Annotated in this window: 14 protein-coding genes; 11 read left to right on the top strand and 3 right to left on the bottom strand. The window is 70.1% G+C overall.

What is annotated here, in order from left to right; translation table 11 throughout:
* The 8 genes from ACFQ4H_RS30960 to ACFQ4H_RS30925 all read left to right on the top strand — a co-directional run.
* The coding region (locus ACFQ4H_RS30960; protein WP_377577977.1) for a hypothetical protein at positions 1–245 on the top strand (245 nt) is incomplete at its 5' end.
* A gap of 5 nt (positions 246–250) precedes the next feature.
* Positions 251–754 carry a hypothetical protein gene (locus ACFQ4H_RS30955; protein ID WP_377577974.1) on the top strand — a complete coding sequence of 168 codons (504 nt, stop codon included), beginning with the start codon at positions 251–253 and terminating at the stop codon, positions 752–754.
* A gap of 117 nt (positions 755–871) precedes the next feature.
* Positions 872–1,243: a hypothetical protein gene (locus ACFQ4H_RS30950; RefSeq protein ID WP_377577971.1), complete on the top strand. Its 372-nt coding sequence runs from the start codon at positions 872–874 to the stop codon at positions 1,241–1,243.
* Positions 1,236–2,567: a hypothetical protein gene (locus tag ACFQ4H_RS30945; RefSeq protein WP_377577968.1), complete on the top strand. Its 1,332-nt coding sequence runs from the start codon at positions 1,236–1,238 to the stop codon at positions 2,565–2,567. The genes ACFQ4H_RS30950 and ACFQ4H_RS30945 overlap by 8 nt, the downstream gene beginning before the upstream one ends.
* 1 nt (position 2,568) lies before the next feature.
* Positions 2,569–3,114, top strand: a complete 546-nt coding sequence (locus ACFQ4H_RS30940; RefSeq protein WP_377577965.1) for a hypothetical protein — start codon at positions 2,569–2,571, stop codon at positions 3,112–3,114.
* Between the two features lie 114 nt (positions 3,115–3,228).
* The gene (locus ACFQ4H_RS30935; RefSeq protein WP_377577963.1) at positions 3,229–3,738 is read left to right on the top strand and encodes a DUF6301 family protein; all 510 of its coding nucleotides are present in this window, start codon (positions 3,229–3,231) and stop codon (positions 3,736–3,738) included.
* Positions 3,735–4,826, top strand: coding sequence for a TY-Chap domain-containing protein (locus tag ACFQ4H_RS30930; protein ID WP_377577959.1), 1,092 nt, complete (start codon positions 3,735–3,737; stop codon positions 4,824–4,826). The genes ACFQ4H_RS30935 and ACFQ4H_RS30930 overlap by 4 nt, the downstream gene beginning before the upstream one ends.
* 74 nt (positions 4,827–4,900) lie before the next feature.
* Positions 4,901–5,125, top strand: a complete 225-nt coding sequence (locus ACFQ4H_RS30925; RefSeq protein WP_377577957.1) for a hypothetical protein — start codon at positions 4,901–4,903, stop codon at positions 5,123–5,125.
* 28 nt (positions 5,126–5,153) lie between these two features.
* Here the strand turns inward: ACFQ4H_RS30925 and ACFQ4H_RS30920 are convergent, their stop codons facing one another.
* A complete protein-coding gene (locus tag ACFQ4H_RS30920) occupies positions 5,154–5,471 on the bottom strand; it encodes a hypothetical protein (RefSeq protein WP_377577954.1) in 318 nt (105 codons plus the stop codon).
* 227 nt (positions 5,472–5,698) lie between these two features.
* On the opposite strand from ACFQ4H_RS30920, the gene ACFQ4H_RS30915 reads away from it, so the two are divergent.
* Positions 5,699–6,259 (top strand): hypothetical protein, encoded by a 561-nt coding sequence (locus ACFQ4H_RS30915; protein ID WP_377577952.1) that lies wholly within the window; start codon positions 5,699–5,701, stop codon positions 6,257–6,259.
* Between the two features lie 86 nt (positions 6,260–6,345).
* Positions 6,346–7,584 (top strand): S8 family serine peptidase, encoded by a 1,239-nt coding sequence (locus tag ACFQ4H_RS30910; protein ID WP_377577983.1) that lies wholly within the window; start codon positions 6,346–6,348, stop codon positions 7,582–7,584.
* Between the two features lie 3 nt (positions 7,585–7,587).
* Here the strand turns inward: ACFQ4H_RS30910 and eccB are convergent, their stop codons facing one another.
* Positions 7,588–8,997 (bottom strand): type VII secretion protein EccB, encoded by a 1,410-nt coding sequence (gene eccB / locus ACFQ4H_RS30905; RefSeq protein ID WP_377577949.1) that lies wholly within the window; start codon positions 8,995–8,997, stop codon positions 7,588–7,590.
* Positions 8,998–9,042: 45 nt separating this feature from the next.
* Positions 9,043–10,443 (bottom strand): type VII secretion integral membrane protein EccD, encoded by a 1,401-nt coding sequence (gene eccD / locus ACFQ4H_RS30900; RefSeq protein WP_377577980.1) that lies wholly within the window; start codon positions 10,441–10,443, stop codon positions 9,043–9,045.
* A 162-nt stretch (positions 10,444–10,605) separates the two neighbouring features.
* Between eccD and eccCa the strand changes: the two genes are divergently transcribed.
* Entirely contained in the window at positions 10,606–14,565 is a 3,960-nt protein-coding gene (eccCa, locus tag ACFQ4H_RS30895; RefSeq protein ID WP_377577947.1) for a type VII secretion protein EccCa, read from the top strand.
* The last annotated feature ends 78 nt before the right edge of the window (positions 14,566–14,643 follow it).

Here is a 14,643-nt window from a genome sequence, read left to right as displayed (position 1 = left end):
CCCACGACGTCTACCAGCAGGAGATCTCCCACGCCGTGCTCAGCCGGGGAGGACCCGTCCTCGCCGCCGGCACCGCAGACATCGTCGGGGACGCCGAGAGCGGATACTTCGGGGTACGCATCGACAACCACAGCGGGCACTTCCTGCCCTCCGCCGACAGCCTCCGCATCGGAGTCACCGCATTCGGGGACTTCAGCGTCGACTTCTCCCCCGAAACACAAGAAACCTACCAGGACAGGGGATAGCGGACATGGCGCAGACCCCGCAGGAACTGCGGAGTGCACTGGCTGACGTGGACCGGATGACCGGTCCCGAAGCCCTGCGACTCCTCACCGCCGGAACCTTCGCCGCCCAGCGAACCCTGACGGCCGGCGAGTCGACCCCGGCAGCGGAATGGACCGCAGCCACCATCGACCTCACCCGCGCACTGGCGGACCGGGGCCTCCTCGACCCGTGGGACGCTGCGACGAGAACCGTCAACCTGGCTGCCATGGCACTACGCCATCTCCACGACCAGCAACGGGACAGCGTACGGCTGACGGCCCTGCTGTCCGACGCGGCCAGGCTGCTACCCCCGGATCCGGCACAGGTGGCCACCCGGGCCGCCGACTGGCGGCAGCTACCCCGAACCGAGATCCTCGAACTACGACGGCTGAAGAACCTGTTGACCGCGCTGACCGGGCTCGGACGACACACCCCGGAGGCAAACCAGCTACTGACCGCCTGGCGGAACGTCCTACCGCTCCTGCCGTAGGTGGGCGGACGTCGCCGGCTATCGCTGCCGGTCTGGTGGGCGCGGCCACAGTAGGGTATGGAACATGAGTCGGGAGGTCCGGTGGGGTCCGATCACCAGCACGTCACGGGTGTCCGCATGAATCCGCTGACCCGATGGCTCAACCGGCGGGCCGTACGACGAGCCACCCGGTTCGATGACCGATGGATGGCGGCCGAGCAACTCTGGGCGGAGGGGCGGTTCGTCGAGTACGCCGACGAACTGGCCGTGATCGCCCAGGGCTATCTGTCGGAGCCCCGGGTGGTCGACGGACCCGGTTCGGCGATCAGTGCTCGGATGCGCCGGTGCGAGGCGCTGGTGCGGGCCGGACAGCCGAGCCTCGCCGAGACCGAGGCCGCGCGACTGGTCGCCGAACTGGTCGACCTGGAGGGACCGGACGGGCCGAGGCAGCGCCGGCTGCGAGCCCGGATGGATGCCGCCTACCGGGGTGAGGAACTGGCCCATGACTGAGGCGCGGACGATCGCCGAGGCGTACGTCCACCTGGAGTTGACGCTGCCGGAGGGGGAGGACTGGGTCGACTACCGCCGTTACACGACGCTGCACGACGTCGATGACGAGCACTGGCTGCTCCGCTTCGACGGCCCCTACGAGGGGCAGTGGCACGTCGCCGAGGTGGTGGTGTCGAAGACCGGTGCGCGGGCCGCGCAGGAGGCGGGCCAGTGGTACGGGGTGGACCGGTCGACCCTGGTGGATGCCGGTCAGTGGTACGCCATCGAGGCCGCGTGTGTGGGCATGGCGCAGACCGGTCTCGACCAGTTGGGGGGCGAGCCCCCCGACGAGGAGACGTACTGGGCGATCGTGGAGGCCTGGGCCGGGGCAGCCGCAGCCGCAGGCGAGATCGAGAAGTTCCTGCCGCCCGGCGTCGAGGAGGTGCCGGCGACGGCGTTCTGGACCGAGCACGGGCGGCGGGTACGCGGGCAACGGCGGGACGCGTTCCGACGTAGCAGGTTGACCGGTGACGCCGCCTTCTACCTGCGTCGCCGGGACGACTTCCAGCTCAGCTTCGCGCCACTGTTCGATGGTCCGGCCGGCATCCCCGAGGTGTCTGCCGTCGGGCCCGCCGAGGTGGTCGACGCGTCGCCGGCCGGATCAGCCGAACCATCGGCGGCTGGATCTGCCGAGCCGTCACCGGGCGGACCGGTCGACGTGCCGCTCCGTGAGTTGGTCGACGCGTCCACCTCGCCACTGCCGGCCCGGACCTACGGCGAGGTACACGCCTACCTGGACATGCACCCGTGCCAGTGCGGAGCGGTGCAGTTCCCCCGTGGGCAGATGTCAGTGCTGGCCAGTGACGAACGAGGGGTGGTCGTCCACTACGCCGGCCCGTGTGACGAGTGCGGTCAGCCCCGGGAACACACCTTCCGGCTGCCGCAACGTCCGGGCCTGCCGCCCGGGGAACCCTACCGGTTCAGCTACGTCGGGGACGGCCCGTCCGAGCTGCTGGATCCGGGTGAGTGGGTGGCGGTGAGCCAGGCGTACGGTGCGGTCGCGGACGCCGTGGCGGAAGCGATGGCGGCGGAGCCGGGAGACCCGGATCCGGCCGAGCGGACAGCGGCCGTCGAGATGCTGACGATGGCGGTGAACGCGCTGGACGAGGCGGCGAAGTTCTTCCCGCCGGATGCCGAGACCCTGCCCACCAGCGCCTTCTGGACCGCCAACGGACACGACGTACGCCGTTCGGCTCCCGAGTGGTTCGAACGGCGACACCTGGCTGAGCAACGGTTCAAGCGGTGGCAGCAACTCACCGGATTCACGGCGCGCTATGGTCGCTGACATGGCACCGCCGTTGGCCCGTACGAATGAAGAGGCACACCTCTACCTCGAGTTGCATCCGTGTCCCTGCGGTGAGGCCGACTTCGGCGCCACCAGCTCGGTGACGATGGTGGACGGCAACTGGATCGTCCGTTACTCCGGTCGATGTGTGGAGTGTGATCGGCCGAGAAGCTTCGAGTTCCGGCAGCCCGAGGAGTTGGCCGTGCCGGACGAGGGGGAATGGGCACCCGGCCAACAGCCGTCGGAGCTGCTCGATGCCGGTGAGTGGCTCTGGGTGGCCGACACCTACGGTAGCGTCCCGGTCGGGGCGGAGGGTCTGTCCGACGCCCAGCGGGAACAGGTGCGAGTCGACCTGGTGGCGGCCCGGGCCGCGATCGACGAGGTGCGCAAGTTCCTGCCCGATACGGCGGCAGAGGTGCCGGACGACGCGTTCTGGTCGTACCGGGGCCGCGAGGTCCGGGCAGCGGAGCCGGGCCGGTTCGGCCGGTTGCGACTGGACGCCGCCCGGGCTGCCTACGAGCGGTCCCTGGCCGAGCTTGACGGTTAGCCGGGCCCGCGAAGCTCGCCGTTCGGTGCCGGTCGGTCGGCAGCCACCGATCGGTCCTGCCGGGCGGCTTGCGCCCGGTCGGTCAGTTGTCGACGGGTGGTTACGATCGGGACCATGAATTCCGCGCATGTGCTCACGCCCGCGCAACTTGTCGAGGTGACGAGCAAGCTGGCCGGCCTACGCTGGTCGTGGTCCACCGCCGAGGTGGACCGGGTCGTGGCGGAGCTCGGCTGGCCGGTCGCCGCCGGGCCCACCGCCAGCGGCGTGGTGTTGCGGGTCGGGTTCGCGCCGGTCACGGACTTCGCCGAGCTGGCCTTCGCCGGCGAGGCCGCGACCATCTTCTCGGTCATGGTGACGTCCGGGGCGGTCGGTGAATCCCCGGACGCGACGGCCTTTCGACGGGATGCCTTCGTTGCTGCCGTACAGGCCGTGGGGACCGTACTCGGGGAGCCGACCGACCGGAGGCCGGGTGACCGGCCGGAGGTCCGTTGGCTGGCTCCGAGCGGAATCATCCGGGTACGCGACGGCGGTGTCTTCGTCGAGTTGGCGCTGCTGTCCGCCAGGTACGCGGCCACGCTGGACGAGTGGTCAGCGGAGGAATCCACCGACGAGGAGGAGTGGTGACCGGCGAGATGGCGTGGGACGACCTCACGAACCGGCTCACCGACCTGTTGGGACGGCTGCCCGACGGTACGGTGCTGCAACTGCACGAGTTGGCACGGCCGATCGACGGATACTTCGTCCAGTTGTGGCAGCGTCCCGACCGGCTGTTCGCCGAGGTTTCCGGTGCCCTGACGGTCGACGGTGACCGACGGTTCCCGGTCGAGCAGGAGAACATGCTGCGGGAACTGGGCTGGCATCCACCCACTCCGGAGCATGCCGGGCACTGGTGGAGCGAACTGGCCTGGCCGGCTCCGGCCGCCGGCTACACCGACCTTGCCGCTGCGCTGGTCCGGGTCCTGCGGGACGTCCTGGGGACGGCCAGGCCCGGGGAACTCGGCTACCAGGCGTGGAATGCCGGCGACGGGCGGCGCTTCCTGCTCGATCTGGGACTGGACCAGATCGAGATCCGGTACTACGCCCGGGTGGCGCCGGGCGATACGCCGGAGCGTCCGACCGGCCTGCTGCGGCGGGTCCGGACCGGTGCGGTCGACCACGACGAGGCGCTCGGCCGGGACGGGCACTGGCGTCCGACGGAGACGTTGGAGTTGGCCGATCTGGGCGAACTCGACGACGAACTCGTGCCGATCGGCGCCGTGGCGGCGGACCGGGTGGTCACGTGGTGGCGGGAGCTCGTCGATCGGGAGACCCGGTCGGAAGCCGACCGTACGGATCAGGAGCTGATCCGGCCGAGGCTGGCCGAGGCCGTCGACGCCGAGCGGGACGCGCAGGGCCGGCCGGTCGTACGGGGACCCCGGCTGTCCGAGCAGGACCGGTCCGCTGTCGCGACCTACCTGCGGACGGCCCCGCTGGTGCTGGTCGCGTACGGCTTCGACCAGGATCCGTTCGACCCGGAGCACCCGGAGGTGGTGCCGCTGCACTTCCGTACCGATGGCGAATGGGTGTGGTCGGAGTCGCTGGCCTATTTCGCGCAGCGGTACGGGATCGCGCCTGAGGCCGACTTCATGGCCTACCTGGCGCGCCGGCAGTACCGGTTGCCCGAGGTGGACGATGCGGCCATCGCCCGGGCGGCCGAACTGCTCAAGGGCTAGCGTCACGGGGAAGCGACTCCGGTGCGGTCGGCGCACCCGTCCTGTCGACGCAACGTTGAACTGGTGGAGGTGGCATGGCCCTGGACATGGATCCGGAGCGCCGGCGCAAGCTGATGGAGTTGGCGCGGCTACAGGACGAGTGGCAGGAGCGGCATCAGCTCGACGATGTCGAGTTCACACCCGACGGCGCGGACGGCGACCAGCGGCGCACCCCGACGTTGGAGCAGCAGTGGGAGTACGAGCGGCGGGCCCGGGAGATCCTCGGGCAGGATCCGGACACCGGGCTCTACCGGGACTGACCGGCAGTTCGATCAGCTGACCGGAAGGTCAGTCGGCGGCCTTCGCCAGCGCCCGGAGGGCCTGGACGACGCCGACCACTCCCCGGATGGTCGCGACGAACCCGATCACGAACAGGAAGAGCAGGAGCAGGCCGACCAGGCGTACGAAAGGAAAGTCGGCGTTGGCGACGGCGGCCATTCCGAGGAAGCCGAGTACGGCCGCGACGATGCCGCCCACCGTGATGGCTCCGGTGATCCGGAGGGCCTGCCTGGCCTGTTCGGTCGGGGTGAGCAGCCCGGCAGCACCGGGACCGGTCGGGGTGGGTGACTGCTCCTCCGGGTCTGCGGGGTGCTGATGATCCGTCATCGGGAGTCCTCTCGGGTCATCCGGCTGTCATCCGGGACAACGGCTGTCGTCTGTAGTAAACCTGCGGACGGTACCTGGCAGGAACAGCGGACTCGATGGAATCCGGTCGGCGGTGTCCGTCCGCGTGGGCAGGATGAATCCGGTCGGGCAGGCAAGGCGGGATCCGGACAGTTCGGTGCCCGCTGCTAAGTTTGGCGGTGCATTGGTCAGTCCACGGGGAGGCACAGATGGCCCTGCCGGTCGCCCGCACGAGGGACGAAGCCCACCTGTACATGGACCTGCATCCCTGCCCGAGGTGCGGCGGTGTCAACGTCACCTGGGAGAGCGCGCTGACCAGCGACGAGGGCAGGCCCGCCCGCCGCTATCACGGTGTCTGTGAGGGTTGCCAGACGCTGCGGGAGTTCGTCTTCCGGTTGCCGGAGCGTCCGGCGTTGCCCGGGCCCGGGGACCTGGTGTTCTTCGGCGGTCCGGAACCCTCCGAACTGTTCGACGCCGGGGAGTGGCGGCTCCTGGCGGAGGTGGGGATCCGCGAGGGTTCCGCGCCCCGCTCCAGTGATCCGACGGTCAACGCGGAACGTCGACAGTCCTTCGCCCTGGCGGTTGCCGCCTTCAGCGAGATGCTCAAGTTCATTCCCGAGGGGGCGGACGAGGTGCCCGAGTCATCGTTCTGGACGCCGCATGGCCGGGCTGCGTACGACAACAACCCCGTGCACTTCAGCCGGAACTACCTCGAGCGGTCGTACCAGAGCTTCCAGTACGAGATGGAGGATCGGTTCCGCGACCTCTGACCGGTGACGCGGCTGGCTGGCCCCGGCTGCTGCGACGGACGGACAGGGCAGACGGTGTGGGGCCGACAGAAAGGATCCGACGGGTGATGAGGCGCTTCCTGCGCACCCTGCTGGCGGTCAGCGTCACGGCGGTCGGGGCGACCGTCCCGGTGGGCGCGGCGGCGGCAGCGGCACCGGGCGACAACTGCGCCGAGCCCGGCCAGGCGATCGCACCGGTGCCCTGGCAGCAGCAACTACTCAATCCCGAACGGATCTGGCCGTTCGCCAGGGGCGGTGGAGTCACGGTCGCGGTACTCGGCTCCGGGGTCGACGCGGAGCATCCCCAGTTGCGTAACCGGGTGGAGTCGGGGTTCGACGCGGTGGCCGGGGGCGGTGGGGCGAACAGCGACTGCCTGGGGGTCGGTACCCAGGTCGCCGGGGTCATCGCCGCTCGTCAGGCGACGTCGGTGGCCTTCGCCGGCTTGGCGCCCGACGCCACGATCCTGCCGGTCCGGGTACTGCCGGACCGTCAGCTCGGTCCCGCCGTCGTGGAGCCGGCGGTGATGACGAGAGCGATCAACGCAGCGGTCGACCGTGGTGCGGACGTGATCGCCGTGCCGGTGGTGAGCTATTCCGGCAGCGACGCGATGCGGGCAGCGGTCGAACGGGCCGTTACGAAGGGCGTGGTGGTCGTCGCTGCGGCGGGAGACCTGGGGGACGTCAACGGCGGCAACCCCGTTTCCTACCCTGCCGCGTACGACGGGGTGATCGGAGTGGGTGCGATCACCCGGAGCGGCGACCGTTGGATGAGGTCGCAGTACGGCAACTACGTCGACCTGGTGGCGCCCGGGGCCGACATCGTCACCCTGCAACGTGGACGTGGCCAGACGGTCGCCGAAGGCACCGGCCTCGCCTGCGGGTTCGTTGCCGGCGCGGTCGCCCTGGCCAAGGCCAAACGGCGGGATCTGGACGTCGCGGAGCTGACCCGGCTGCTCTTCGCCACGGCGTCGCCGACCCCGGCCGGCCCCGCGTACGGCCACGGCATCGTCGACCCGTACGCGGCGGTCAACGACCAGGTGTCGAAGGCCAGCCCGACACCGCTGCCCGCCCTGGTCCGGCCGGCCAGCGAAGGGACCTCCGCCTGGGCGCGTAGTCGGGACTTCGCCCTGGTCGGTGCCCTGGTGGCGGTGCTGGCGGTGCTGGTCGTACTCGTCGTTGCCATCGCACTGCCCCGAGGGCGTCGTCGGTTGTGGCGAGCCACCATCGCGGCGGCGCCACCGCACCGGGCGGGTCCGGAGGAGCCGGGGCCACCCGTACTGCTGTTCGACGACCAGCCCGCTGGCTGATCGTCAGCGGCTGCTGGCGTTGATCGGGGCCGGTTGCATGGCGGCCACCGGGTCCAGCGTCGGCCCGGCGGGGAGCCTGGTGATCAGGTTTGCGGGGACGTCGACAGCCAGTTCTGGGCGGTAGCCGAGCAGGGGCAGGGTCCCGGCGCTGGATGCCGCGTACCGGATACCGAGATCGGTGATGACGTAGTAGGTGCCGGTCTCCGCCGTCGGGGCGGCCAGTACGCGGGCGATGACGACCCGCCCGGCGGGCACCAGTACCCGGTCGGCCAGCGTGGCACCGTCCTTGGACGTGGACGGGGTGGGTGCCGCGCTGCTCAGCCCGTCCACCGTGCCACCCACCGAGATGGTCGGTGTCGATTTCGCTTCCCCGGTCACCGCGCAGAGCTGATCGTTGCCGCCGGGCGTGACGAGGGTCGGCGGCGTGCTCGGCGGCGGTGCGTCGCCGGTCTGTGACGGTAGCCGGCTGCTGCGCGGTGCCGACGTCGCATCGGAGACGTTCACCTGGATCGGATCGACCTGGTGCTCCGCCGCCAGGATCGCCTGCTGTAGTGGGGTGATCGGGGCGAGCCCGTCGTCGAACACCAGGTAGGCCTGCGGGCCGGAGCCGGTCTCGGTGACCAGCAGGTCGCCGACCTTGCGGCCCTTTACCGCGGATGACGACGTGCCACGGTTGTTGACCTGGATCGGTGTGATGTCGAGGCCGGCGGGGAGGGAGTTCAACCACGCGGTCCCGGCCATGGTCGGAGTGACCGCGCCGAACAGGGCGGCCACCACTATCCGCGACTGCTGCACCAGGTGCCGTCGACCGTGCCAGACGAGATAGGTCGATCCACGTTCCTCGTCCCGTACGAGAATTCCCTCGTCGGACAGTTGCCGGGCGCCACTGGGCGTCATGGACACCGCCAGCCCGACGGTGCTGACGACCCGACCGGAGCTGTCCGTGCCCGGAATGGTGCACACCGTCCACGGGAGTCCGGTCCGTTTCTTCACCGGTGGCAGGGAGTTGGGCGCACCGGGGATCCCGACTGTCGTCCCACGCGGCACGCCCCCGAGCGAGTTGCCGGCCACCCGGAACACCTGCGGATTGGGCCGTCCGGCGGCCAGCAGCGCGGAGGCGTAGTTGAGGGTGGGGTGCAGGGTGCCACCGAGGTAGACGAAGCTCGCGCCGGTCTCCTTCTCGATGACGACCGCGCCGTCGGCCTTCCAGTTGCCGCTGCCGACCTTGCTGAAGATGCCGTAGACGCCGAAACCGGCGGCGACCAGTACCGCGATCATCAGGCCGCCGAAGACGGCTCCGATGCCTCGACGAAGCGGGGACTGCTGCGGATCGGTCTCGCGCATGACGAACGCGGAGATCACCCGCTGGGTCATGAACTGGTACGACTGCAGTTGGTCGCGGCGTGTCGCCATCTGAACCTCTCTTCCAACCGGCCGGTGTCTCCTGGCCGGAGGGCGTTAGCCGCCGACCGAGGCGAACATCCCCTGGATGGCGCTGAACACGCCGGCGACGCCGCAGGCGAGTGGGATGAGCGCCATGATGGCGACGACGTCGATGATGTCGGCGGCGCGCCCAAGGTAGGGCGACGGAGCACGTCGACTGTAGACGAGTCCGGCGGCCAGCACCGTTGCCACCATGATCAGCAGTAGTGCCAGCAGCAGCAGACGAGGAGCGCCGGACCCCACGTTCAGGACCGCGCTGACGACCAGTACGGCCAGTCCGAGCGCACCGCTGACCAGCAGCGGAACCCGCTGCTGCGGGATGGCGAACAGACGGGCCCGCAGCAGTAGCGCGACCGCGCCGGAGGCCGCGAGTATCCGGGCCAGCGTGCTGAAGTCCATGGTGAGCAGGAAGGCGATCGCCACGGCGCTGATGATCGCGGTGGACAGCAGCATGCCGGAGAGCAGTTCGGTGGCGCGGGCCACGGCGGAGAAGACATCGGACCGCTTCGGCACCGGGCGGTCCTTGAGGATCTCCTCCGGCCGGTTGGGCAGTTCCGGCACCGGGAGCCGGCCCAGCCAACTCGCCACCAGTGGGTAGCTCGGCAGCAGACCGATGGCGATGGTCAGGGACACCGCCGCCGTACCGGCCGGCGACAGCCCGGCGAGGCAGAGCAGCGCGGCCAGCAGACCGGTGACACCGGTGGTGAGGCCGGCCATGAAGAGCCGTTGGACGGCGGCCACGCCGGTGTAGCCGACGACGCTGAACACCAGCAGGGCGGCCGACCCGAGCAGCAGGCTGCTGACACCGAGTTCGGTGACTCCGACCCCGTCGGGCGCGGCCAGCAGCGCACCGCCGGCGAAGGCGTACGGCAGGCCGCAGGCGGCCACCACCGCACCGGCACCGGCGTCCGAGAACGCCCGGGCCAGCAGTATGCCGAGGACCGCCAGCACCGCCGCCAGTCCGAGCCCCACCCCACCGGTCAACGGCCCGGGGGATCCGGCCAGCAACAGCACCACGACGCCGAGACAGAGCGCGGCGCTGGTCACCGCGAGTCCGGCGCGGCGGGTCGCGGCGTTGCCCCAGGAGCGTCCGGCCCGGCGGGCACCGCCCGCGATCACCTCGACGACGTCGTCGTAGGCCAGCTCCGGCCAGTCGTCGCGGCCCGGGGACAGGTGCAGCAGTTCACCGTCGCGTACTCCCTGAGCCGACAGGTTGCGGCTCGCCTCCAGGACGGCACCGGTGGCTCGACGTAGCACCCAGCCACCCGTACGCTCGCCGAGGTCGTCACCGGCGTGCCGGAGAAGGTGAGGTAGGAGTTCCGCGACGATCAGGTTGTCCGGCAATGCGACGTCCATGCGTCGCTTTGGCGCCGAGATCGTTACTCTCGCCAGACTAAGACCGCCCGGGGCCGTCACGCTGGTCACCTCCCGCACCTGCGATTAGAACCGCCGTCTTAGAGCGCTCAACCTAGCACGCGGTTGCTGTCCAGGCCTGATGTGATCCGGCCGGTACATGGTGAGGTGGACGGTTTATAGGATTGCCCGGCAGCTTCCGGGGGCGTAGGGAAGGTCAGGCGAATGACATCGGTGATCGTCAAGAGGCCACCACGGCGCCCGGCGCCCGTACTGCCCTCCGGCGAGGTGATGCTCGAGCCACCACCGGAGGTGCCTACCGCGTCGGGCAAGGGGTGGACCCGCATGCTCACCGTGCTGCCCATGGCAGCCGGAGCTGCGGCGATGGGCCTGATGATGGGGGTGCAGCGGGGCGGGCCGATGACCTATGTGGCCGGCGCCATGTACGGCATCTCCATCCTCGGCATGATCGCGATGATGGTGACGAACCAGAGCGGTCCGGGCAAGAAGGAGATGATCGAGGCACGTCGGCAGTACATGCGCCGGCTGTCCCAGTTGCGGGCCCAGGTGCGGGCCACCGTCAAGCAACAGCGGGAGGCCGTCTACTACCGGCACCCCGATCCGGAGACACTCTGGTCGGTCGTCAACAGCGGCCGGCTCTGGGAACGGCGACGCACCGACGCGGACTTCAGCGTGGTACGGATCGGGTTGGGTACGCAGGAGGTGGCGACCCCGCTGATCCCACCGCAGACCCGCCCGGTGGACGAACTGGAACCCCTGTGCGCGATGGCACTACGCAAGTTCGTCGCCACCTACTCGGTGGTGCCGGACCTGCCGGTGGCGATCGCCCTACGGGACTTCTCACACGTCTATCTCCGCGGTGCCGACGCACAGTCCCGGGACCTCGTCCGCGCCCTGGTGGCCCAGATCTCCACGTTCCACTCGCCGGACGACCTCCTGCTCGGTGTCTGCCTGCCGGACGCCCAGCGGTCGCACTGGGAGTGGGCCAAGTGGCTGCCACACGCACAGCACCCCGCCAAGCTGGATGCGGTGGGCCCGATCCGGCTCTTCGCGCCGACGGTCGCCTCGCTGGAGGCCATGCTCGACGACGTACTGGTCAACCGGCCGCGATTCGGCTCCGGCGAAGCCGTCGCCGGACCACACGTCGTGGTCGTCATCGACGGCGGATCCACCGCCGGGTCGGACCACCTGATGACCGACGGCGGCGTCGCCGGGGTCACCCTCATCGACCTGTCCAATCCGCCGCCGAGGCTGTTGGACGAGACGTCGGTGGTGCTCGAGATCGCCGACGACGGCACCATCACCGGCACCACGATGGACGGCAGTACCCAGGTCGGCCAGGCCGACGGACTGGACGCCGCACGCGCCGAGGTGCTGGCCCGGGAACTGGCACCGCTGCGGCTGTCCGCCACGTCGTACGCGGACCAGTCGTCCGGGGTGGTCATCGACCTCGGGTTGGCCGAACTGCTCGACCTCGGCTCCCCGTACGACCTGGACCTGGCCCGCACCTGGGCCAGTCGGCCCAACCGGGACCGGCTACGGGTGCCGATCGGGGTGAGCCAGGACGGCCGGCCGATCGAACTCGACCTCAAGGAGTCGGCGCAGGACGGAATGGGCCCGCACGGCCTGCTGGTCGGTGCCACCGGTTCGGGCAAGAGCGAACTACTCCGTACGCTCGTGCTGGCGCTGGCGGTCACCCACAGCTCGGAGATCCTCAACTTCGTACTGGTCGACTTCAAGGGTGGTGCCACCTTCACCGCCCTGGACCGGCTACCGCACACCAGCGCGGTCATCACCAACCTCTCCGAGGAACTGTCCCTCGTGGACCGGATGCTCGGTGCCATGCAGGGCGAACTGGTCCGTCGCCAGGAACTGCTCCGCCGGGCCGGGAACTACGCCTCGCAGCGCGACTACGAACGGGCCCGGGCCGCCGGCGTGCCGCTGGATCCGCTACCCAGTCTCCTGGTCATCGTCGACGAGTTCAGCGAGCTGCTCACCGAGCGGCCCGACTTCATCGACATGTTCGTGCAGATCGGTCGACTGGGCCGGTCCCTCGGCATCCACCTGCTGCTGGCCTCGCAGCGGCTGGAGGAGGGCCGGTTGCGGGGACTGGAGACCCACCTGTCCTACCGGCTCGGTCTGCGTACGTTCTCGTCGATGGACAGCCGGGCGGTGCTCGGTGTGCCGGACGCGTACGAACTGCCCCGGTCGCCCGGCCACGGCTACCTGCGGACCGGTACCGAGGGGATGACCCGGTTCCGCGCCGCGTACGTCTCCGGCGTGGTCCGGCAGGACGGCACGCGGGCCACCTCGGGCGGCCGGACGATCGATCCCGTCCGCGACTTCACGACGTACTATCTGGCGCCGCAACGTGACGACCAGCCGAGCGGGGAGGCAGCGGAGGTCTCGGAGGCGGAGGAGTCGGCCATCGGCGAGACCCTGCTCGACGTGCTCGTGCAGCGGATGGAGGGCCAGGGACCGGCGGCCCACGCCGTGTGGCTGCCGCCGCTGAACGAACCGCCGACGCTCGGCCAGCTGATGGGGCCGGTCGCGCCGGTGCCGGGGCGCGGGCTCAGCGTCACCGAGCCCGACCCGGCGCGCGCGTTGCACGGCCTCGTGGGGGTCATCGACAAGCCGTTTGAGCAGCTCCGCGAGCCGATGTGGCTCGACCTGTCCGGCAGCGGCGGTCACCTGATGGTCGTCGGTGGTGCGCAGAGCGGAAAGAGCAACTTCCTGCGTACGCTGATCGGCAGCCTCGCGCTGCGCCACACTCCGCGTGAGGTGCAGTTCTACTGCCTGGACTTCGGCGGGGGCAGCCTGTCCGCGCTGGCCGGTCTGCCGCACGTCGGCGGTACGGCCACCCGACGTGACGTCGACAAGGTCCGGCGCACCATCGCCGAGATGCACGGTCTGATGCAGGCCCGCGAGGCGGTGTTCAGCAGCAGCGGGGTGGAGGGCATCACCGCCTACCGGCGGGCGAAGCAGCAGGGCCGGTTCACCGAGGACGCGTTCGGCGACGTGTTCCTGGTGGTGGATGGCTGGGCGACGCTGCGGGCCGAGTTCGAGGACATGGAACCGCTGGTCAACGAGTTGGCCAACCGGGGACTTGGGTACGGGGTCCACATCGTCGCCGCCACGAACCGCTGGATGGACGTGCGCCCTGCGGTACGCGACATGTTCGGTACGAAGGTCGAGCTGCGGCTCGGTGAGTCCAGCGACTCGCTCATCAACCGTCGAGCGGCGGTCAACGTGCCGGACAAGACCCCGGGTCGCGGTCTGACCCCGGACGGGTTCCACTTCCTGGCCGGCCTGCCCCGCCTCGACGTGCACCAGCGGACCGACGACCTCGCCGACGCGGTGGTCGAGTTCATCAGGTACGCGCAGACGTGCTGGGCCGGTTCGCCGGCGCCGGCGGTCCGGCTGCTCCCGGCCGAGTTGCCGTACACGGACCTGCCACCGGCGGAGCGGTCCCGGCTGCCGATCGGTATCGCCGAGGTCGACCTGCAACCGGTGCACATCGACTTCGACGCCGAGCCCCACCTGCTGCTCTTCGGTGACATCGAGAGCGGTAAGAGCTCGTTCCTGCGGGGGCTGGCCAAGACGATCACTACCAACTTCGAGCCCAGTGAGGCCCGGCTGATCCTGGTCGACCTGCGGCGTAGCCTGCTCGGCACCGTCGACACGTCGCATCTCATCGGCTATGGCACGTCCCAGCAGACCACCGCCGAACTGGTCAAGCAGGTGGCGACGGTGATGAAGGAGCGGCTGCCCGGCCCCGAGGTGACGGTCGAGCAGCTCCGTGACCGGAGCTGGTGGAAGGGGCCGGACCTCTATCTGCTGATCGACGACTACGACCTGGTGTCGGGGGCTGCGGTCAACCCGTTGCAGCCGTTGCTGGAGTTCCTGCCGCAGGCCCGGGACATCGGTCTGCACGTGGTGATCACGCGGCGGATCGGCGGTGCCGGCCGGGCGATGTTCGACCCGGTGATCGCCCGGATCCGCGAACTCGCCTCACCGGGCATCATGCTGTCCGGCCCCCGGGAGGAGGGCCCGCTGTTCGGCAACATCAAGCCACAGTTCCTGCCGCCGGGACGTGGTTGGCTCGTCACCCGCCGGGACGGGGCCCGACTGGTGCAGTTGGCCTGGACACCGCCGGCAGGCTAGCGCAGCCGTGATGGCAAGGGGCCGGGCCTGGTTCCGGCCCCTTGCCATGCTGGTGCCCCCGCAGAAGATGCTCGACAC

Source organism: Micromonospora sonneratiae (assembly GCF_042679305.1).
In the GTDB taxonomy this organism is placed as follows: Bacteria; Actinomycetota; Actinomycetes; order Mycobacteriales; family Micromonosporaceae; genus Micromonospora_H; species Micromonospora_H sonneratiae.
The sequence above is the reverse complement of the archived record's forward strand: the minus strand, read 5'-3'. Positions and strand labels throughout refer to the sequence as shown.

What these genes read in the sequence shown, in the direction of transcription:
- eccCa (WP_377577947.1), top strand. Translation starts at nt 10,606, where the DNA reads ATGACATCGGTGATCGTCAAGAGGCCACCACGGCGCCCGGCGCCCGTA.
- ACFQ4H_RS30940 (WP_377577965.1), top strand. Translation starts at nt 2,569, where the DNA reads ATGGCACCGCCGTTGGCCCGTACGAATGAAGAGGCACACCTCTACCTC.
- eccB (WP_377577949.1), bottom strand. Translation starts at nt 8,997, where the DNA reads ATGGCGACACGCCGCGACCAACTGCAGTCGTACCAGTTCATGACCCAG.
- ACFQ4H_RS30950 (WP_377577971.1), top strand. Translation starts at nt 872, where the DNA reads ATGAATCCGCTGACCCGATGGCTCAACCGGCGGGCCGTACGACGAGCC.
- ACFQ4H_RS30920 (WP_377577954.1), bottom strand. Translation starts at nt 5,471, where the DNA reads ATGACGGATCATCAGCACCCCGCAGACCCGGAGGAGCAGTCACCCACC.
- ACFQ4H_RS30935 (WP_377577963.1), top strand. Translation starts at nt 3,229, where the DNA reads ATGAATTCCGCGCATGTGCTCACGCCCGCGCAACTTGTCGAGGTGACG.
- ACFQ4H_RS30910 (WP_377577983.1), top strand. Translation starts at nt 6,346, where the DNA reads ATGAGGCGCTTCCTGCGCACCCTGCTGGCGGTCAGCGTCACGGCGGTC.
- ACFQ4H_RS30945 (WP_377577968.1), top strand. Translation starts at nt 1,236, where the DNA reads ATGACTGAGGCGCGGACGATCGCCGAGGCGTACGTCCACCTGGAGTTG.
- ACFQ4H_RS30955 (WP_377577974.1), top strand. Translation starts at nt 251, where the DNA reads ATGGCGCAGACCCCGCAGGAACTGCGGAGTGCACTGGCTGACGTGGAC.
- ACFQ4H_RS30915 (WP_377577952.1), top strand. Translation starts at nt 5,699, where the DNA reads ATGGCCCTGCCGGTCGCCCGCACGAGGGACGAAGCCCACCTGTACATG.
- ACFQ4H_RS30925 (WP_377577957.1), top strand. Translation starts at nt 4,901, where the DNA reads ATGGCCCTGGACATGGATCCGGAGCGCCGGCGCAAGCTGATGGAGTTG.